We start from the raw sequence: 18,580 nt of genomic DNA, 5'->3' as shown, positions 1-18,580 counted from the left end.
CATGTCCTCTCACGACACACCCCTGACCGTCACGGTCCTCGGTACCGGTCTGATGGGCGCCGGGATGGCCCGCAGCCTGGTCGCCGCGGGACACCGGGTACGCGCCTGGAACCGTACGACCGCCCGCGCGCTGCCGCTCGCCGAGCACGGCGTCGAGGTCGTCGCCGACCCGGCCGAGGCGGTACGCGGCGCGGACGCGGTGCTCACCATGCTGCTGGACGGCCCCGCCGTGCTCGACGTCATGCGGACCGCGGCCCCCGTGCTGGCGGCGGGCACCGTGTGGGCGCAGACCAGCACGGTGGGGCCGTCGTCGCAGCGGGAGCTGGCCGCGCTGGCCGCCGAGCACGGCCTGCTGTTCCTCGACTCGCCGGTGCTCGGCACGAAGTCGGTCGCCGAGACCGGGAAACTGACCGTGACCGCGGCGGGTCCTGCCGCCGCCCGGCCGGTCGCCGACCGGGTCTTCGACGCGATCGGCGGCCGGACCGTCTGGCTGGACGGCGACGCGGCGGACAGCCCGGCCAGCGCGCTCAAGCTGGTGCTCAACAACTGGGTGCTCGCGCTGACGGTGGCGACCGGGGAGACGCTGGCGCTGGCCAAGGGCCTCGGGGTGGACCCGGCGCGGTTCTTCGACGCGATCGAGGGGGGCGCCATGGACGTCGCCTACCTGCGGATCAAGGGCGCGGCCATCCTCGGTGGCGACTTCTCGCCCAGCTTCACGGTCGAGGGAGCGGAGAAGGACCTGCGGCTGATCGTGGCCGCCGGGGAGTCGGCGGGCGTCACGCTCGACGCGGCGGCGGCCGGCGCGGAACGGATGCGCCGCGCCGGTGAACTCGGCTACGCCGGCGAGGACATGGCCGCCGCCTACTTCGCCAGCTTCGGCCCCGACGGCCCACCCGCCACGTCCTGACGGCCCCCGGGTCGGGCGCGCCCGCGGGTTTCCGACCGGGCGACCCGCCGGGCCCCGCGACCCGCCGGGCCCCGCGACCCGCCGGGCCCCGCGACCCGCCGGGCCGGGCGGCCCCGGCGGGTACGTGCCGCTGGCCTTCGCCGAGCTCGTCGGGCGCGGCACACTCCCGGCCGGCGGACCGGTACTGCTGCTCGGCTTCGGCGGCGGGATGTCCTGCGCCGGGCAGGTGGTGGACCGCCCGTGACGACGCCGCCGGGAGGGAGCCCCCGGACAGCCGGGTGCCCCGGCCGGTCGGGAGGACTGGCCGGTCGGGAGGACTGGCCGGTCGGGAGGACTGGCCAGGGCACCCGGCATGCCGCGCGGATCCGTCGGGGGCGCCGGATCCGGGGCACGCCCAACCGCCCCCGGCGCGGCCGGGGGTCCGGGGACCGCCGCCCGGTCAGCGGTTCCAGGACCGCAGTGCCAGCACCACGTTGTGGCCGCCGAAGCCGAACGAGTCGTTGAGGGCCGCGATGCTGCCCTCGGGCAGCGCCCGCGGCTTGTCCCGCACCACGTCCGCGTCGAGGTCCGGGTCCGGGTCGTCCAGGTTGATCGTCGGCGGGGCCAGCCGGTGGTGGAGCGCCAGCACGGTGGCGACCGTCTCGATGCCGCCCGCGCCGCCCAGCAGATGCCCGGTCATCGACTTGGTGGCGGAGATCGCGATGTGGTCCACGTCGTCGCCGAACACCTTGCGCAGCGCCCTGATCTCCGTCACGTCGCCCTGCGGGGTCGAGGTGGCGTGCGCGTTGGCGTGCACGATCTCGGCCGGCTTGAGGTCGGAGGTGTCCAGCAGGTGCTGGAGCGCGGCGGCGATGCCCCGGCCGGACGGCTCCGGCTGGGTGATGTGGTGCGCGTCCGACGACAGGCCCTGCCCGACCGCCTCCGCGTACACCCGGGCGCCGCGGGCGGCGGCGTGCTCGGCGGACTCCAGCACGATCACGCCGGCACCCTCGCCGAGCACGAAGCCGTCCCGCCCGGAGTCGTACGGCCGGGACGCGGCCGTCGGGTCGTCGTTGCGCTTGGACATCGCCATCATGTTGCCGAAGGCCACGATCGGCAGCGGGTGGATGGCCGCCTCGGTACCGCCCGCCACCACTACGTCGGCGCGGCCGTTGCGGATCATCTCGATGGCGTAGCCGATGGCCTCGGCGCCCGACGCGCAGGCGCTGACCGGCGTGTGCACCCCGGCCCGCGCGTTGACGTCGATCCCGACGTTCGCCGAAGGGCTGTTGGGCATCAGCATCGGCACCGTGTGCGGGGAGACCTTCCGCACGCCCTGCTTGTTCAGCACGTCGTACTGGTCGAGCAGGGTGGTGACGCCGCCGATGCCGGAGGCGATGACCGCGCCCAGCCGGTCCGGGTCGATCGACGGGTCCTCGCCCGCCTTGGCGGTGAAGCCGGCGTCGGCCCACGCCTCACGGGCGGCGATCAGCGCGAACTGCGCGCTGCGGTCGAGCTTGCGGGCCAGCGGCCGGGGCAGCACCTCGCCGGGCTCCACGGCCACCCGGGCGGCGATCTGCACCGGCAGCTCGGCCGCCCAGTCCTCGGTCAGCCGCCGTACGCCGGACCGGCCGGCCAGCAGTGCTTCCCAGGTCGACGCGCTGTCGCCACCCAGCGGTGTGGTTGCTCCGATACCGGTGACGACCACGGTGCGATTGGTCGGGCTCACAGGAATGTCTCTCCACGTCTAGAAGGGCGGGCGACAAGCGCGTCGTCCGAGGGGTCTCAGTCCCGCCAGGGGGACCGGCTCAGCCCTGAGCGTTCAGGATGTAGTCGACCGCGTCGCCGACCGTCTTGAGGTTCTTCACGTCGTCGTCCGGGATCTTCACGCTGAACTGCTCCTCGGCCGCCACGACGACCTCGACCATGGACAGCGAGTCGACGTCGAGGTCGTCGGTGAAGGACTTGTCCAGCTGGACGTCCTCGGTGGGGATACCGGCGATCTCGTTCACGATGTCGGCAAGACCGGCGACGATCTCTTCCTTGGTGGCCATTAGCGGCGCTCCTTGTGGTGTAACCGGGTGGTGCGGCGTGCGGGACTGCGGCGCCGCGAGGGGATGTGACTAGGGGAGAGTAACGACCGTCGCCGCGTACACCAGACCCGCCCCGAACCCGATGACCAGCGCGGTGTCGCCGCTCTTGGCCTTTCCGGTGTCGAGCAGCCGTTCCATGGCCAGCGGGATGGACGCGGAGGAGGTGTTTCCGGTGGTCTCGATGTCACGGGCCACCGCGACATGGTCGGGAAGCTTGAGCGCCTTGATCATCGAGTCGATGATCCGCATGTTCGCCTGGTGCGGGATGAACGCGTCGAGCTGGTCGGCGCTGATCCCGGCGACGTCCAGCGCCTCCTGGGCCACCTTCGCCATCTCGTACACCGCCCAGCGGAAGACCGCCTGGCCCTCCTGGGTGATCGCCGGGAACTTCACCCCGCCGTTCTCGTCGAGCGGCAGGCCCGTGGTGTCGCCGTCCCGGAACCGGTCCCACGCCACCGTCTGCGTGATGGTGTCGGACTTGTCGCCCTCGGAGCCCCATACCGTGGGGCCTATGGCCGGCACGTCCGACGGACCGACCACGACCGCGCCCGCGCCGTCGCCGAACAGGAACGCGGTGGAGCGGTCGGTCTTGTCGGTGAGGTCGCTCAGCCGCTCCACACCGACCACCAGCACATAGGACGCGCTGCCGTCGGTGACCATGCCCTTGGCCAGCGTCAGCCCGTAGGTGAAGCCCGCGCAGCCCGCCGAGATGTCGAACGCGGCCGGCTTGCCCGCGCCGAGCCGGTAGGCGATCTCGGTGGCGATCGCCGGCGTCTGCTTGAAGTGCGAGACGGTCGCGATCACCACCGCGTCGATCTCGGAGGCGTCGATCCCGGCCGCCGCGACGGCCTTGCCGCCGGCCGCGAGCGACATCTCCGCGACGGTCTCGTCCGGCCCCGCCCAGTGCCGGCTGGCGATGCCGGAGCGGGCCTTGATCCACTCGTCGCTGGACTCGATCCGCTCCAGGATCACCTCGTTGGGGACGACGCGGGTCGGCCGGTAGCCGCCCACGCCGAGAATCCGTGCGTAGGGCGCGCCCTTCGTCGGACTGATCTTCGCTGTCATCGGACAGGACTCCTATTCGGCTCGTTCTTCGGCAGGCGCGCCGAGTTCGGCGATCAGCGCACGAGCCGCTTCGAGGTCGTCCGGTGTTTTCAGCGCCAGGGCCCTGACCCCGGGCAGCGCCCTCTTGGCAAGCCCCACCAGGGTGCCGCCAGGGGCCACCTCGATGATCGCGGTGACTCCGAACCGCTTGAACGTCTCCATGCACAGATCCCAGCGCACCGGGTTCGACACCTGCGCGACCAGCCTGCGTACGACCTCCGCGCCATTGTCCACGGTCTTCCCGTCGGCGTTGGAAACATACGGCAGGACGGGGTCACCAACGCTCAGCGAAGACGCCACCGCTTCGAGCGCCGCCACCGCGGGAGCCATGTGGGCGGTGTGGAAGGCGCCCGCCACCTTGAGCGGCATCACCCGGGCCTTGTCCGGCCGGTCGGCGGCGAGCGCCGCCAGCTGGGCCAGCGTGCCGGCCGCGACGATCTGACCGGCGCCGTTGACGTTCGCCGGCGTCAGACCGAGAGCGGTCAGATGCGCCACGACCTGCTCCGGATCGCCGCCCAGCACCGCGGACATGCCGGTCTCGGTGACCGCCGCCGCCTCGGCCATGGCCCGGCCGCGGGCGGCCACGAAGGCCATCGCGTCCGACCGGTCCAGTACCCCGGCCAGCGCCGCCGCCGTGATCTCGCCGACACTGTGCCCGGCCACCAGGCCCGGTACGGTGTTCAGTTCGGCCGCCGCCAGCAGACCGGCGGCCACCAGCAGCGGCTGCGCGACCTTGGTGTCACGGATCTCGTCCGCGTCGGCCTTCGTTCCGTAGTGGGCCAGGTCGAGTCCGGCCGCGACCGAGTAGCCGGCCAGCCGGTCGGCGGCGCCGGGGAGTTCGAGCCAGGGGGCGAGGAAGCCGGGCGTCTGGGCGCCCTGTCCGGGAGCGACGAGTACGAGCACACTCCCACTCTCTCTCGGCGGCGCCCCGGACCGCCCGTGAGGACAGGGACCAAGAACTGTCAGGTGATTTGTCGGTGTCCCACAAAGGCTCAGCGCGAACGATCCGCATCCGACAGACGGCCGAGAATGAGTGCGATGCGCAGGGTGAAGGCCGACCGTACATCAGAGGGTGACCAACCGGTGACGTCAGTCACACGTCGCAGCCGGTAGCGAACGGTATTGGGGTGGACGAACAGCATCCGCGCGGCCCCCTCGAGGGACGACGCCTGCTCCAGATAGACACTCAGCGTCTCCAGCAGCGCGGAGCCCGCTTCCTTGAGCGGCCTGTAGATCTCCTCCACCAACTGCTCGCGGGCGTAGCGGTCCCCGGCCATCGCCCGCTCCGGCAGCAGATCGTCGGACTGCACCGGCCGCGGCGCGTCCGGCCAGGCCGCGCACGCCTTGAGGCCGGCCGCCGCGGCCTGCGCCGAACGCGTCGCGGACAACAGGTCGCCGACGACGGGCCCGGCCACCACAGGACCGGTCGCGAACGGGCCGATCAGCGCCTTCGCCACCCGCAACGGCTCGCCCGAGCCGCCGGCGATGACCACCAGCCGCTCGCCGAACACCCCCGTCAGCACCTGCAGTTTGGCGTGCCGGGAGGCCCGGCGGATCGCCTCGACGGTCAACTCGCTGTCGCCACTGGGCGCGGTGCCCAGCACCACCACGATCTTGTCCGGCGAGTTCCAGCCCAGCGCCGCGGCCCGGGACAGCACGCCCTCGTCGGCCTCCCCGGACAGCACCGCGTTGACCACCAGCGACTCCAGCCGGGCGTCCCAGGCGCCGCGCGCCTCGGCGGCCTGCGCGTACACCTGCGCGGTGGCGAAGGCGATCTCCCGGGCGTAGACCAGCAGCGCCTCCCGCAGCACCGACTCGTCGCCGGGCGCGGCCACCTCGTCGATCGCCGCCTCCATCACCTCGATGGTGGTGCGGACCATCTCCACGGTCTGCCGCAGCGAGATCGCCCGGGTCAGCTCGCGCGGCGCCGTCCCGAACACGTCGGTGCTGATCGCCTGCGGTGCCTCGGGGTGCCGGAACCACTCGGTGAACGCGGCGATACCGGCCTGCGCCACCAGCCCGATCCAGGACCGGTTCTCCGGCGGCATCGCCCGGTACCACGGCAGCTGCTCGTCCATCCGTGCGATGGCGTTCGCCGCCAGCCGGCCGGCGGACTTCTCCAGCCGCCGCAGCGTCGCGGAGTGCTCCGCGCGCAGGGGATCGGCGGCGGGCGGCTGCGGGGCATGCGAGGCGTCGGGCACGGCACAAGCCTGCCTTATCGCCTGCGGCGGGTGGTGCGGGGGTCTGAAGAGGGTTTGCCCCGAGTGCGTAGGGTGGTCGCGTGATCGAGGTACGGCGGGCCGGCGACCGTTACCGGAGCGGTGAGGCGGGCACGGGGATCGAGACCCGGCACGCGTTCTCCTTCGGCGCCCACTACGCGCCGGACAACGTACGGTTCGGGCTGCTGCTGGCCTGCAACGAGGAGCGGCTCGCGCCCGGCGCGGGCTTCGCCGAGCACCCGCACCGGGACACCGAGATCGTCACCTGGGTGGTCACGGGCGAACTCGCGCACCGCGACGGCGAGGGGCGCGCCACCCGGCTCGGCCCCGGCGGCCTGCAAGTGCTCAGCGCCGGGTCCGGCGTCCGGCACGAGGAACGCAACGCCGGCGGTACGCCACTGCGGTTCGTACAGATGTGGCTGCACCCCGGCGTCTTCGGCGGCCCGCCCGGCTACGCGGCGGCCCCCGCCCCGGCACCCCCCGGCCCCGGCCTGCGCCTGCTGGCCTCCGGCGCCCCCGGCACGGCGCCCGCCCTGCGCCTGCGGCACCCCGCCGCCGCCCTCCACGCGGGCCGCCCCACCGCCCCCGACTCCTGCCCCCTGCCCGACGCCCCCTTCCTGTACGTCCACGTGGTACGCGGCCGGGTACACCTCGGCGACCACCTGCTGAAGCCGGGAGACGCGGCCCGGATCACCGACGAACGGGCGGTACACGCGGCGACACGGGGCCCGGCGGAGTATCTGGTGTGGGAGATGCACGGCCCTTTTTCTGCCGCCGGTTCGCCTCCAAGCGCTTCGACCGTCGACACCGGATTCGAGCGCCCGGAGACGAGAAGGCGGCAAAAATAAGTCAGCCCTGCAGTTCGGTGAGGACGGCGTCGGTCAGCTGCGGCCACAGCGGGAGCGCCCACGGCCCGAAGGCCCGGTCGGTGAGTACCGCGCAGGCCGCGCCCGCCGCCGGGTCCACCCACAGGAAGGTGCCGGACTGGCCGAAGTGCCCGAAGGTGCCGGGGGAGGACAGCGAGCCGGTCCAGTGCGGGGACTTGCCGTCGCGGATCTCGAAGCCGAGACCCCAGTCGTTGGGGTTCTGGTGCCCATAGCCCGGCAGGACGCCCTTGAGTCCGGGAAAGACCACCGAGGTCGCGGCGGCCACCGTCGAGGGGTGCAGCAGCCGGGGTGCCTGGAGCTCGGCGGCGAACCGCGCCAGGTCCTCCGCCGTGGAGACCCCGCCCGCGGCCGGCGACCCGGGCAGCGACGTACCGCTCATGCCCAGCGGCTCCAGGACCGCCTGCCGTAGGTACTCCGCGAACGGCATCCCCGCCGCCCGCGCCAGCGTCTCGCCCAGCACCTCGAATCCGGCGTTGGAGTACACCCGCCGGGTGCCGGGCGCCGCGACCACCGTGTGCTCGTCGAAGGCGAGACCCGAGGTGTGCGCGAGCAGGTGCCGGATCGTCGAGCCCTGCGGCCCGGCCGGGTCGTCCAGCTCGAAGACGCCCTCCTCGTAGCCGACCAGCACCGCGTACGCGCTCAGCGGCTTCGTCACCGAGGCCAGCTCGAACCGCCGCCCACCAGGCCCGTAACTCCCCGCGGTCGTCCCGTCCCGCCGTACGACGACGGCCGCCGCGGCGGTCACCGGCCAGTTCCCGATCAAGCGCAGGCTCTCCATGGCGGCGAGCTTAGAGGGTGCCCTTTTTTGCCGCCTTCTCGCCTCCGGGCCTCCTTTTTTTGCCGCCTTCTCGCCTCCGGGCCTCCCCTTTTTGCCGCCTTCTCGCCTCCGGGCGCTTGGGTCCGGTGTCGACGGTCGACCGTGCTCACTCGCTCGTTCCTCGCTCACTGCGCGCGCTCTCCCTTTCGACACCGGCGCGCCCTTCGGCTCACCGGCTACACGGGGGTGCCGTTGGCGGTTCGGTGGGCGTGGGCACGGGTGGGTGCCCGGCAGCGTGAGGGTGCCCACAGGTGGGTGCCCGGTGGGGTGGGGGTGCCGTGGGGCGGTGGGGTGCCGTCCATCCCCCTTTTTTTGCCGCCTTCTCGCCTCCGGGCGCTTGGGTCCGGTGTCGACGGTCGACCGTGCTCACTCGCTCGTTCCTCGCTCACTGCGCGCGCTCTCCCTTTCGACACCGGCGCGCCCTTCGGCTCACCGGCTACACGGCCGAACGTCGGGCGGGTCGGTGCCCCGGGGTGGGTGCCGTACGGCGTCAGGTGAACGGACCGGCGGACCGTACGGCGCCGTGTGGGGTAACCCAGCCCCCCGGGCCTGGGCCCCCTTGGGTGCCCCGACGCCCGACGGCACCCACCAAAGGGGCACCCTCACGCTGCCGGGCACCCACCCTTGGGTACTGATCCGCCCGGAGGCGAGAAGGCGGCAAAAAAGGTCCGCTTGCCTGGAGCGCACTCCAAGGTCTTAGCGTGGGGGTATGACGGTCGTGCAGGTGGCGAAGAGCGAATCGGTCCCCGTGGCGACGTGCGAGGAAGACCCCGGACATCCGCGGCCCGACGGGCAGGACCAGTACACGATCAGCGAGGTCGCCGACTTCACCGGGCTCAGCGCGTACACCTTGCGCTGGTACGAGCGGATCGGCCTGATGCCGCATGTGGACCGCTCACACACCGGGCAGCGGCGCTTCTCCAACCGGGATCTGGACTGGCTGGCCTTCGTCGGCAAGCTGCGGCTGACCGGGATGCCGGTCGCCGACATGGTGGCGTACGCGGAGATGGTCCGGGCCGGTGACGCCACGTTCGGCGACCGCCGGGCGCTGCTGGAGTCGACGCGACTCGACGTCCTCCAGCGCATCGCCGAACTGCAGGACACCCTGGTCGTGCTCGACGGCAAGATCGCCACGTACGCGGGTGCCGCTCGGGCGCCGGAAAGGACAGGCACGTGATGGCAGCAGACAGCAGTGGGCGTATCGGCACGGAGCGGCTCGGCACCGGCGGCCCGGAGGTGGGCGCGCAGGGCCTGGGCTGCATGGGCATGAGCGACTTCTACGGCGAGACCGACGAGGCCGCCGCCCGGCAGACGCTGGAGACGGCGCTCGGACTCGGCGTCACCCTCTACGACACCGCCGACATGTACGGCTTCGGCGCCAACGAGGAATTCCTGGCGCCCTTCGTCAAGGCGCACCGTGACGAGATCACCGTCGCCACCAAGTTCGCCATCGAGCGCAGGCGGGAGGACCCGTCGTACCGGGCCGTCCGCAACGATCCCGCCTACGTCCGGCAGGCCGTCGAGGGCAGCCTGCGGCGGCTGGGCACCGATGTGATCGACCTGTACTACATGCACCGGCACGACCCGCGGGTGCCGTTCGCGGAGTCGGTCGGTGCGATGGGCGAGCTCGTCGCCGAGGGCAAGGTGCGCCACCTGGGCCTGTCGGAGGTGACCGGGGCCGAGCTGCGCGCGGCGCACGCGGTACACCCGATCGCGGCCGTGCAGGCGGAGTGGTCGCTGTTCAGCCGGGACGTGGAGACCTCGCTGGTGGGCGCCGCGGCCGAGCTGGGCGTCGCGGTCGTGCCGTACTCGCCCCTCGGCAGGGGCTTTCTGACCGGAGCGTTCCAGGACGCGGCCAGCGATCTGCCGGAGAACGACTTCCGCCGCTTCCAGCCGCGGTTCTCCGGGGACAACGCCCGGCACAACGCGGCGCTGCTGGAGCCGGTCCGCAAGGCCGCACAGACGCACGGCGCGACCCTCGGTCAGATCGCGCTCGCCTGGGTGCACCAGCGGGCCGCGGTGCACGGCCTGTCCGTGGTGCCGATCCCCGGCACCCGCAGGCCGTCCCGTGTCGAGGAGAACACCGCCGCCGCGCGGATCACCCTCACCGACGCCGAGCTGGCGTGGCTGGAACCGATCGCCTCCGAGGTGGCGGGTGACCGCTATCCGGACATGAGCGGCACCTCGGCGGCCCGCGAGTAGCGGCGCTCCCGGGGATCCGGGCCCGCGGCGCCACAGCGCGCCGCGGGCCCGTCCGCGTCAGAGCTGCGGGCCCACCCGGACGGTACGGATCGCGGCCAGCACCGCGGCGGCGAACGGCAGGGACTCGTGCACCGGCCCGTAGCCGAGGCCGAAGACGACCGCGGCCGGGTCCTGGTCGGCCTCGCCCGGCGGCGGCCCCACGTCCCGGCGCAGCAGCCGCAGGTGGCCGTGGAGCAGTTCGGGGGAGCGCCAGTCGACGCCGGTCAGCTCCGCCACCGGGAAGAACTGGTCACCGGCCTTCCACTTGGCGGTGGACGCGCCGGTCCAGAACCAGCGGAAGACGACGGTGCGGCCGTCGAAGAACGCCTTCGCGTCGTAGGCTTTGAAGGAGCGCGGCCCGGCGGGCGCCGCCACCAGGAACCGGCCGGCTGCTTCGGCGGGCTCCGCCGCGGCGATCGCCGCCCGCAGCTCGTCCCGGTAGTACTCGGCGAGCGTCCGCGACTGCTCGGGCAGCACCAGCCGGTACGGGTCCGCGGTCTCCCGCAGCTGCCCGCCGGCCACCTCCACCAGCGGATCCACCCCGGCCCGGGGCACCCCCCGCAGCACGACCGTCCCGCGCCGCCCCTCCTCCAGCTCCACCCCCTCCAGCGCCTCCACCGGCACCCGCCGCTCCCCGAGCGCCTGAAGCAGCCGTGACCCCCGCACCGACCGGCTGTAACGGATGACCACCGCGTCGGGTTCGAACTCCCATACGGCATTGTTTCCGGCCAGCACGTCGCCCATGGGGCCCACCCTATGGCTGACATGCACGGAACGGGTCTCCCGGTTCTCTTTTTGCCGCCAGCACGGCCGGCGGTTCGCCGGCTACCGGCGAACCGCCGAGCGGATCGGTGCCCCAAGGGGGCGCGGTGGGGGGGTGGGGGTGCCCATGGGTGGGTGCCCGGTGGCGGGGTGCCCATGGGCCGGTGCCCGGTGGGTGCCGTCGGGCGTCGGGGCACCCAAGGGGGCCCAGGCCCGGGGGCTGGGTTGCCCCGCGTGGCGCCGTAGGGTTCGCCGGTTGGTTCACCTGACGCCGTACGGCACCCACCCGTGGTCACCCCCACGCCCCACGGCACCCACCTTGGGGCACCCTCACCCCACTGGGCACCCACCCTCGGGCACCCCGGCACCGCCGGGCCGCCGCCCCCCGACGAAAGCACCGCGCAGGAGGGCTACAGCCCCCCCGCGCACTCCGTGCCCTCGTTGCAGGCGACTGCCTGGTAGTGGCCCAGGGCGATCTCGGCGAAGTTGGCGAGGCTGGTGGTGTCGGGGGCGAAGTAGCCGGGGTGGCCGTTGGCGCCGGCGGCGCTGATGACGCGGGCGCCGAAGGAGGCGGAGACGGGGTCGGCGCCGTGGCCGAGGCCGGCGAACTCCAGGTGGGGGACGTCGCTGATCCAGTCGCCGGAGTCGCGGGCCGCCCAGACGTGGGCCGTGGTGCCGAGGTCGGAGGCGTGCCGGGCGCGCATGCCGGGGCTGCCGAAGACGGTGATGTCGCGGACCCGTCCGCGCGGCAGGTCGGGCGCCGCCACCCCGCACAGTACCGAGCCGTAGGAGTGGCAGAACAGTGCCACCGGGGCGTGTCCTGGCAGCGCGGCCAGCAGGTTTTCCAGCCGGACCGCGCCGCGTTCGGCGTCCGCGCCGGTGGAGGCGGCCAGGCCGACCCCGGTGGGGGTGGTGTAGTCGGCCCAGGCGATCACCGCGGTGCGCGCGTCCGGCTCGGCGGCCTTCTCGGCGCCGTAGAGCGCGCGGGCCATGCCGACCGGGGACTCGTAGGTCTTGGTGAGGCGCTCGAAGCGGAGCAGGTCGGTGTCGACGCCGGGGACCACGATCGAGATCCGGGTGGCGGTGGCGAGGTCGCCGAGGACCTCGGCGGCGCGGCCGGTGCCGGAGGGGTCGAACGCGAGGATCTGCCGGCGGCCGGCGAGCAGCGAGTCGTAGCGGTCGATCAGTTCGTCGGCGCTCCTGCGGCCCACGGGCGTGAGCCGGTCGCCCCGGTAGAGCGCGGCCTCGGTGTCGCGGGCCTGGCGCAGGGCCCGCCGGTTGGCCAGGTAGCGCAGGGTCGGCGGGGCGCCGTCGAGGTTGCCGACCACCAGCGGGTAGCGGTCGGCGAGCGTGCGCCGCTGACCGGCGGTCAGGGAGGCGAAGAAGCGGGCGATGGCGCCGGGCGCGGCGCTCGGGTCCGGCAGCCGCCGGGCGCCGATCGTGCCGCTCGACCAGGCCGACAGCGACACGGCCCGCGGGTCGGCGCTGCCGTGCGGCCGGACGGCGGTCCAGCCGGTGGTGGCGAGCATGATGAAGACGACGACCAGGGCGAGCAGCGCTCGCAGGGAGGTCGGGCTCATGCGCATGTGAAGAAGGGTCACTCGCTGTTGCCTCGCGCATTCTTCCCGGGGTCAGCGGGTCGGCCGGGGTGAGGATCGGGGCCGTCGGCGGACGGCGTCTCCTGTTTGCAGGGTAGAAGACGTGGAAGATCACTCGGTGGCTGCGTGATACGGGTCACGTTTGACAACGAAATATGGCGGAAATCGGTTACGGCCGGAAAACGCCGAAACTCCGGCCGGTGTCACCACCGGCCGGAGTCCCGTACCGTCCTCTATCGCTTCGTGCCCGCTCGGACGGCTTCGCGCCGCCGCGATCAGGCCGCACGCGCCGCGCCCAGGTGCCGCGCCCCCGCGGACCCTACGCGTCGCCGCCCGCGACGCCGGGGTCGGCCGAGGCCACGTCCAGCAGCTGGTAGCGGTCCACCGCCTGCTTCAGCACCGAGCGGTCGACCTTGCCCTCCCCGGCCAGCTCGGTCAGCACGCCCAGCGCGATCGACTGGGCGTCGATGTGGAAGAACCGCCGCGCCGCCCCGCGCGTGTCGGCGAAGCCGAAGCCGTCCGCGCCGAGCGAGGCGTACCGGCCCGGCACCCAGCGGGCGATCTGGTCCGGCACCGAGCGCATCCAGTCCGACACCGCGACGAACGGGCCCTGCGCCCCGGAGAGCTTGCGCGTCACGTACGGCACGCGCTGCTCCTCCTCCGGGTGCAGCAGGTTGTGCAGCTCGACGTCGACGGCTTCCCGGCGCAGCTCGTTCCAGGAGGTCGCGGACCACACGTCGGCCCGTACGTCCCAGTCCTCGGCCAGGATGCGCTGCGCCTCGACCGCCCACGGCACCGCGACGCCGGACGCCAGGATCTGCGCCGGGACGGTGCCCGCCGTGCCGGGCTTGAAGCGGTGTACGCCCTTGAGGATGCCCTCGACGTCCACGTCGGCGGGCTCGGCCGGGTGCTGGACCGGCTCGTTGTAGACGGTCAGGTAGTAGAAGACGTCCTCGCCGGGCCTGCCGTCGGCGGTCTCGCCGTACATCCGGCGCAGACCGTCCTGCACGATGTGCGCGATCTCGAAGCCGTACGCCGGGTCGTAGGCGACGCACGCCGGGTTGGTCGAGGCCAGCAGCTGGGAGTGGCCGTCGGCGTGCTGGAGGCCCTCACCCGTAAGGGTGGTCCGGCCGGCGGTGGCACCCAGCACGAAACCGCGGGCGAGCTGGTCGGACATCTGCCAGAACTGGTCACCGGTGCGCTGGAAACCGAACATCGAGTAGAAGACGTACACCGGGATCAGCGGCTCGCCGTGGGTGGCGTACGCGGAGCCGGCGGCGATCAGCGAGGCGGTGCAGCCGGCCTCGGAAATACCGTCGTGCAGCATCTGGCCGGTCGGCGACTCCTTGTACGCCAGCAGCAGCTCGCGGTCCACCGACTCGTACTGCTGGCCCAGCGGGTTGTAGATCTTCGCGCTCGGGAAGAACGCGTCCATGCCGAAGGTCCGGTACTCGTCCGGGGCGATCAGCACGAAGCGCTTGCCGATCTCCTTGTCCCGCATCAGGTCCTTGAGCACCCGGACGAACGCCATGGTGGTGGCGATCGACTGCTGTCCCGAGCCCTTCTTCGCGGTCGCGTACGCCGTGTCCGGCGGCAGGGGCAGCGGCTTGGCGCGCACCACCCGGCTGGGCACGTAGCCGCCGAGGCTCTTGCGGTGGTCGTGCATGTACTGGATCTCCTCGGAGTCCCGGCCCGGGTGGTAGTAGGGCGGGTATCCCTGGTCCAGCCGCTGGTCGGTGATCGGCAGGTGCAGCCGGTCCCGGAACCGCTTGAGGTCGTCGACCGTCAGCTTCTTCATCTGGTGGGTCGCGTTGCGGCCCTCGAAGTTCGGGCCCAGCGTCCAGCCCTTGATGGTCTGGGCGAGGATGACGGTCGGCTGGCCCCGGTGCTCCTGGGCCGCGGTGTAGGCGGCGAAGATCTTGCGGTGGTCGTGGCCGCCGCGTCCCAGGTGCAGGATCTGCTCGTCGCTGAGGTCGCGCACCATCCGGCGCAGCCGCTGGTCGTCGCCGAAGAAGTGCTTGCGGATGTAGCCGCCGGTCTCGGTGGCGTACGTCTGGAACTGGCCGTCCGGCGTGGTGTTCATCTTGTTGACCAGCAGGCCGTCCTGGTCCTGGGCCAGCAGCGGGTCCCAGGAACGGTCCCAGACCAGCTTGATGACGTTCCAGCCGGCGCCGCGGAACTGGGACTCCAGTTCCTGGATGATCTTGCCGTTGCCGCGGACCGGGCCGTCGAGCCGCTGGAGGTTGCAGTTCACCACGAAGGTCAGGTTGTCCAGGCCCTCGCGGGAGGCGATGGACAGCTGGCCGAGCGACTCCGGCTCGTCCATCTCGCCGTCGCCGAGGAACGCCCAGACGTGCGACGCGGAGGTGTCGGCGATGCCGCGCGCCTGCATGTACCGGTTCATCCGGGCCTGGTAGATCGCGCCGAGCGGGCCCAGGCCCATGGACACGGTGGGGAACTCCCAGAAGTCCGGCATCAGCCGCGGGTGCGGGTAGCTGGACAGGCCGTCCGGCGCCTTGGACTTCTCCTGGCGGAAGGCGTCCAGCTGCGCCTCGGTGAGCCGGTCGAGCAGGAACGCGCGGGCGTAGATGCCCGGCGAGGCGTGCCCCTGGAAGAAGATCTGGTCGCCGCCGAGGCCGTCGTCCTTGCCCCGGAAGAAGTGGTTGAAGCCCACGTCGTAGAGGGAGGCGGAGGAGGCGAAGGTCGCGATGTGGCCGCCGACGCCGATCCCGGGGCGCTGCGCCCGCGACACCATCACCGCGGCGTTCCAGCGGGTGGCGTTGAGGATCTTGCGCTCGATCTCCTCGTTGCCGGGGAAGAACGGCTCGTCCTTGGTGGCGATGGTGTTGACGTAGTCGCTGCTGCGCATCTCGGGCACGGCGACGCGCTTCTCGCGGGCGCGCTCGATGAGGCGGAGCATCAGGTAGCGGGCCCGCTCCCGGCCGCGCTCGTCGATGGCAGCGTCGAGCGAGTCGAGCCATTCCGCCGTCTCCTCGGGATCGAAATCCGGGACCTGGCTGGGAAGGCCGCCAATGATGATCGGGTTGCGATCGGATCCGGAAGCCACGCTGTTCCTTCACTGATAGGGGTGCGATAAAGGTGCTCTGCTGGGTCGCCGCATCCATCGTGTACCGCAGCGTTCGATACGTCATCTCTACCGAGCGGTAACCGGTGGGCCGGCACAGCCCGGCGGGTCCGGCGGCCGACAGGCGGCCAAACCTGCACTCTACGCCCGGGTGGACGTACGTCCGACGCGCGGCTCCAATCACCCACAACACCGGCAAACCGGAGTGGTCTGCGTCACTATGGGTAAGGAACCCAGGGTGCGGGTTGCGGGGAAGACGGTCGAATCGTCACCGTTTCGGCGGTCTCGTACGCCGGGTACTTGCGCGATCCGCCGCGCCCGTGTGGACTACCGCCAATAGGCTCGCGCCGCAGCGGGCACATACGGACTCAGCCGAACAATGCAGTTCCCATGACAGGAGGCAAAGCGTGAGCGCGACCGCGGACCACGCGGAGGAGCGGACCAACCCGGCGAGCCGGCTTGGTTTCGAGCCCGGACAGGTGGTCCAGGAGCTCGGGTACGACGAGGACACCGACCAGGAGCTTCGCGAGAGCATTGAGGAGCTCACGGGCGAGGAGCTCGCCGATGAGGACTACGACGACGTGCCCGACGCCGTCCTGCTGTGGTTCCGCGAGGACGACGGCGACCTCACCGACGCGCTCGTCGACGCCACGTCGACGGTCGACCCCGGCGCACCGATCTGGCTGATGACCCCGAAGACGGGGCGTGACGGCCATGTCGAGCCCAGCGAGATCGGTGAGGCGGCCCAGACCGCCGGCCTGGCCCAGACGAGCAGCGTCAACGCGGCCCGGGACTGGACCGGCAGCCGCCTGGTCACCCCGAAGGCGGCGCGCGCCGCCCGGCGCTAGCCGCCGGCCTCCGGAGCGTCCCCGGGGCTGCGCGCTCGGCCGCTGAGCGCGCAGCCCCCACGCCGGGCGGGCGGGCCCGCGTGCGCCCTCGGCCGGCCGATGGCGCACGCCTGATGACCCGTCGTGCCGCGCCGGCCGCCGCCGACTCCGCGGAGCGGGGCACGCCGCCCCGCGGCCGGCCCGGCCCACCGCACCTGCCCGCACGCGCCCGCACCACCCGCGCCACCGACGGAGGGACCGCGGCCTTGGCCATCGAGGTGGGCGCCGCCGCGCCCGATTTCCGGCTGCCCGACCAGCACGGCCGGCCCGTCGCGCTGAGCGACCTCCGGCACCGTAAGAACGTTGTGCTGCTCTTCTTCCCGTTCGCCTTCACCAGCGTCTGCGCGGGCGAGCTGCGAGCGGTGCAGGACGAGCTGGCCGCCTTCCAGAACGAGCGCACCCAGGTGCTCGCGGTCTCCTGCGACTCGATGCACGCGCTGCGGGTCTTCTCCGACACCGAAGGGCTGGACTTCCCGCTGCTGTCGGACTTCTGGCCGCACGGCACGGCCTCCCGGGCCTACGGCGTCTTCGCCGAGGACAAGGGCTGCGCGCTGCGCGGCACCTTCGTGGTCGACCGGTGCGGCACGGTCCGCTGGACCATCGTCAACGGCCTGCCGGACGCCCGTGACCTTCACGAATACGCAAAGGCGCTCGAAGCGCTGTAGTCGCGGGGAACCGGTCACTAAGCTCGGCACGTTGATCGGGCACGCGCGTGCGTCCACGCACTGGCGCGTACCACCGCACCGAAGGGACGGGAGGACACGTGGGAGTCAGCCTTAGCAAGGGTGGCAACGTCTCGCTGACCAAGGAGGCGCCGAATCTCACAGCGGTCGTCGTCGGTCTGGGCTGGGACGCCCGCACCACCACCGGCAGCGACTTCGACCTGGACGCCAGCGCGCTGCTCACCGACGAACAGGGCAAGGTCCTGTCCGACGCGCACTTCGTGTTCTTCAACAACCTGCGCAGCCCGGACGGCTCGGTGGAGCACACCGGTGACAACCTCACCGGTGAGGGGGAGGGTGACGACGAGGTGATCAACGTCAACCTGTCCACCGTGCCGCCCGCCGTCGCCAAGATCGTCTTCCCGGTCTCCATCTACGACGCCGAGCCGCGCCAGCAGAGCTTCGGCCAGGTCCGCAACGCCTACATCCGGGTGCTCAACGCGGCCGACAACCGGGAGCTGGCCCGCTACGACCTGACCGAGGACGCCTCCACCGAGACCGCGATGGTCTTCGGCGAGCTGTACCGGCACGGCGCCGAGTGGAAGTTCCGTGCCATCGGCCAGGGGTACGCCTCCGGGCTGCGCGGCATCGCCCAGGACTTCGGCGTCAACGTCTGACAGCCGTTCGGAACCATTTGCGGGGAGGAAAGACCACGATGGGCGTCACGCTCGCCAAGGGAGGCAACGTCTCCCTGTCCAAGGCCGCGCCGAATCTCACCCAGGTGCAGATCGGCCTCGGCTGGAGGGCCCGCTCCACCACCGGCGCCGACTTCGACCTGGACGCCAGCGCGCTGCTGTGCGCGAACGGCCGGGTACTGGGAGATGACTACTTCATCTTCTACAACAACCTCAAGAGCCCTGAGGGTTCCGTCGAGCACACCGGTGACGAACTGGTCGGCGGCTCCGGCGGCGACGACGAGACGGTGCTGGTCGAACTGGCCAAGGTCCCGCCCGCCGTCGACAAGATCGTCTTTCCCGTCTCCATCTATGACGCCGACGCCCGGGTGCAGACCTTCGGCCAGGTCAGCGACGCCTATATCCGTGTGCTCAACCAGGCGGACGGCACCGAGCTGGCCCGCTACGACCTGACCGAGGACGCCTCCACCGAGACGGCGATGATCTTCGGCGAGCTCTACCGCTACGGCGGCGAATGGAAGTTCCGCGCTGTGGGCCAGGGGTACGCCTCCGGGCTGCGCGGCATCGCCCTAGACTTCGGGGTCAACGTTTCGTAAAGCCGCGTACGCGCGAGGCTCCCTTGGCTCAGGGGATTCTCAAGGGAT

At 72.2% G+C, this 18,580-nt stretch carries 18 protein-coding genes; 9 read left to right on the top strand and 9 right to left on the bottom strand.

Annotated features, from left to right (window positions below):
• The first annotated feature begins 1 nt into the window (after position 1).
• Both RLT57_RS07410 and RLT57_RS07405 read left to right on the top strand, forming a co-directional pair.
• Complete coding sequence (locus tag RLT57_RS07410; RefSeq protein WP_311296565.1) at positions 2–907, top strand: NAD(P)-dependent oxidoreductase; 906 nt, start codon at positions 2–4, stop codon at positions 905–907.
• A gap of 124 nt (positions 908–1,031) precedes the next feature.
• Positions 1,032–1,151, top strand: coding sequence for a 3-oxoacyl-[acyl-carrier-protein] synthase III C-terminal domain-containing protein (locus RLT57_RS07405; RefSeq protein ID WP_399128222.1), 120 nt, complete (start codon positions 1,032–1,034; stop codon positions 1,149–1,151).
• A gap of 195 nt (positions 1,152–1,346) precedes the next feature.
• Here the strand turns inward: RLT57_RS07405 and fabF are convergent, their stop codons facing one another.
• The 5 genes from fabF to RLT57_RS07380 form a co-directional block, all read right to left on the bottom strand.
• A complete protein-coding gene (fabF, locus tag RLT57_RS07400; protein ID WP_311296564.1) occupies positions 1,347–2,615 on the bottom strand; it encodes a beta-ketoacyl-ACP synthase II in 1,269 nt (422 codons plus the stop codon).
• Between the two features lie 79 nt (positions 2,616–2,694).
• On the bottom strand, positions 2,695–2,940 hold the full coding sequence (locus tag RLT57_RS07395; RefSeq protein ID WP_311296563.1) for an acyl carrier protein: 246 nt from the start codon (positions 2,938–2,940) through the stop codon (positions 2,695–2,697).
• Between the two features lie 69 nt (positions 2,941–3,009).
• The gene (locus RLT57_RS07390) at positions 3,010–4,044 is read right to left on the bottom strand and encodes a ketoacyl-ACP synthase III (RefSeq protein WP_311296562.1); all 1,035 of its coding nucleotides are present in this window, start codon (positions 4,042–4,044) and stop codon (positions 3,010–3,012) included.
• A 12-nt stretch (positions 4,045–4,056) separates the two neighbouring features.
• A complete protein-coding gene (locus tag RLT57_RS07385; protein WP_311296561.1) occupies positions 4,057–4,986 on the bottom strand; it encodes an ACP S-malonyltransferase in 930 nt (309 codons plus the stop codon).
• Between the two features lie 89 nt (positions 4,987–5,075).
• Complete coding sequence (locus RLT57_RS07380; RefSeq protein WP_399128219.1) at positions 5,076–6,284, bottom strand: PucR family transcriptional regulator; 1,209 nt, start codon at positions 6,282–6,284, stop codon at positions 5,076–5,078.
• A gap of 83 nt (positions 6,285–6,367) precedes the next feature.
• Between RLT57_RS07380 and RLT57_RS07375 the strand changes: the two genes are divergently transcribed.
• The gene (locus tag RLT57_RS07375; protein ID WP_311300616.1) at positions 6,368–7,150 is read left to right on the top strand and encodes a pirin family protein; all 783 of its coding nucleotides are present in this window, start codon (positions 6,368–6,370) and stop codon (positions 7,148–7,150) included.
• 1 nt (position 7,151) lies between these two features.
• On the opposite strand, the gene RLT57_RS07370 is transcribed toward RLT57_RS07375, so the two are convergent.
• Complete coding sequence (locus RLT57_RS07370) at positions 7,152–7,967, bottom strand: serine hydrolase domain-containing protein (protein ID WP_311296560.1); 816 nt, start codon at positions 7,965–7,967, stop codon at positions 7,152–7,154.
• 748 nt (positions 7,968–8,715) lie between these two features.
• Here RLT57_RS07370 and RLT57_RS07365 point away from each other — a divergent pair.
• Both RLT57_RS07365 and RLT57_RS07360 read left to right on the top strand, forming a co-directional pair.
• Positions 8,716–9,183 (top strand): MerR family transcriptional regulator, encoded by a 468-nt coding sequence (locus RLT57_RS07365; RefSeq protein ID WP_311296559.1) that lies wholly within the window; start codon positions 8,716–8,718, stop codon positions 9,181–9,183.
• Positions 9,183–10,208, top strand: a complete 1,026-nt coding sequence (locus RLT57_RS07360) for an aldo/keto reductase (RefSeq protein ID WP_311296558.1) — start codon at positions 9,183–9,185, stop codon at positions 10,206–10,208. Before RLT57_RS07365 ends, RLT57_RS07360 begins: the two co-directional genes overlap by 1 nt.
• Positions 10,209–10,265: 57 nt before the next feature.
• Here RLT57_RS07360 and RLT57_RS07355 read toward each other — a convergent pair whose 3' ends face one another.
• The 3 genes from RLT57_RS07355 to aceE all read right to left on the bottom strand — a co-directional run bounded on the left by RLT57_RS07355 (position 10,266) and on the right by aceE (position 15,674).
• Complete coding sequence (locus RLT57_RS07355; protein WP_311296557.1) at positions 10,266–10,991, bottom strand: DUF4429 domain-containing protein; 726 nt, start codon at positions 10,989–10,991, stop codon at positions 10,266–10,268.
• A 428-nt stretch (positions 10,992–11,419) separates the two neighbouring features.
• The gene (locus RLT57_RS07350) at positions 11,420–12,595 is read right to left on the bottom strand and encodes an alpha/beta hydrolase (protein WP_311296556.1); all 1,176 of its coding nucleotides are present in this window, start codon (positions 12,593–12,595) and stop codon (positions 11,420–11,422) included.
• A gap of 331 nt (positions 12,596–12,926) precedes the next feature.
• Entirely contained in the window at positions 12,927–15,674 is a 2,748-nt protein-coding gene (gene aceE, locus RLT57_RS07345; RefSeq protein WP_311296555.1) for a pyruvate dehydrogenase (acetyl-transferring), homodimeric type, read from the bottom strand.
• Between the two features lie 425 nt (positions 15,675–16,099).
• Between aceE and RLT57_RS07340 the strand changes: the two genes are divergently transcribed.
• The 4 genes from RLT57_RS07340 to RLT57_RS07325 all read left to right on the top strand — a co-directional run bounded on the left by RLT57_RS07340 (position 16,100) and on the right by RLT57_RS07325 (position 18,532).
• Positions 16,100–16,540: a DUF3052 domain-containing protein gene (locus RLT57_RS07340; protein WP_311296554.1), complete on the top strand. Its 441-nt coding sequence runs from the start codon at positions 16,100–16,102 to the stop codon at positions 16,538–16,540.
• A 245-nt stretch (positions 16,541–16,785) separates the two neighbouring features.
• Positions 16,786–17,244, top strand: a complete 459-nt coding sequence (locus RLT57_RS07335) for a peroxiredoxin (protein WP_311300615.1) — start codon at positions 16,786–16,788, stop codon at positions 17,242–17,244.
• Positions 17,245–17,342: 98 nt separating this feature from the next.
• Entirely contained in the window at positions 17,343–17,918 is a 576-nt protein-coding gene (locus tag RLT57_RS07330; protein ID WP_311296553.1) for a TerD family protein, read from the top strand.
• A gap of 38 nt (positions 17,919–17,956) precedes the next feature.
• A complete protein-coding gene (locus RLT57_RS07325; protein WP_311296552.1) occupies positions 17,957–18,532 on the top strand; it encodes a TerD family protein in 576 nt (191 codons plus the stop codon).
• Positions 18,533–18,580 lie beyond the last annotated feature (48 nt).

It is taken from the genome of Streptomyces sp. ITFR-21, from assembly GCF_031844685.1.
GTDB lineage: Bacteria > Actinomycetota > Actinomycetes > Streptomycetales > Streptomycetaceae > Actinacidiphila.
The sequence above is the reverse complement of the archived record's forward strand: the minus strand, read 5'-3'. Positions and strand labels throughout refer to the sequence as shown.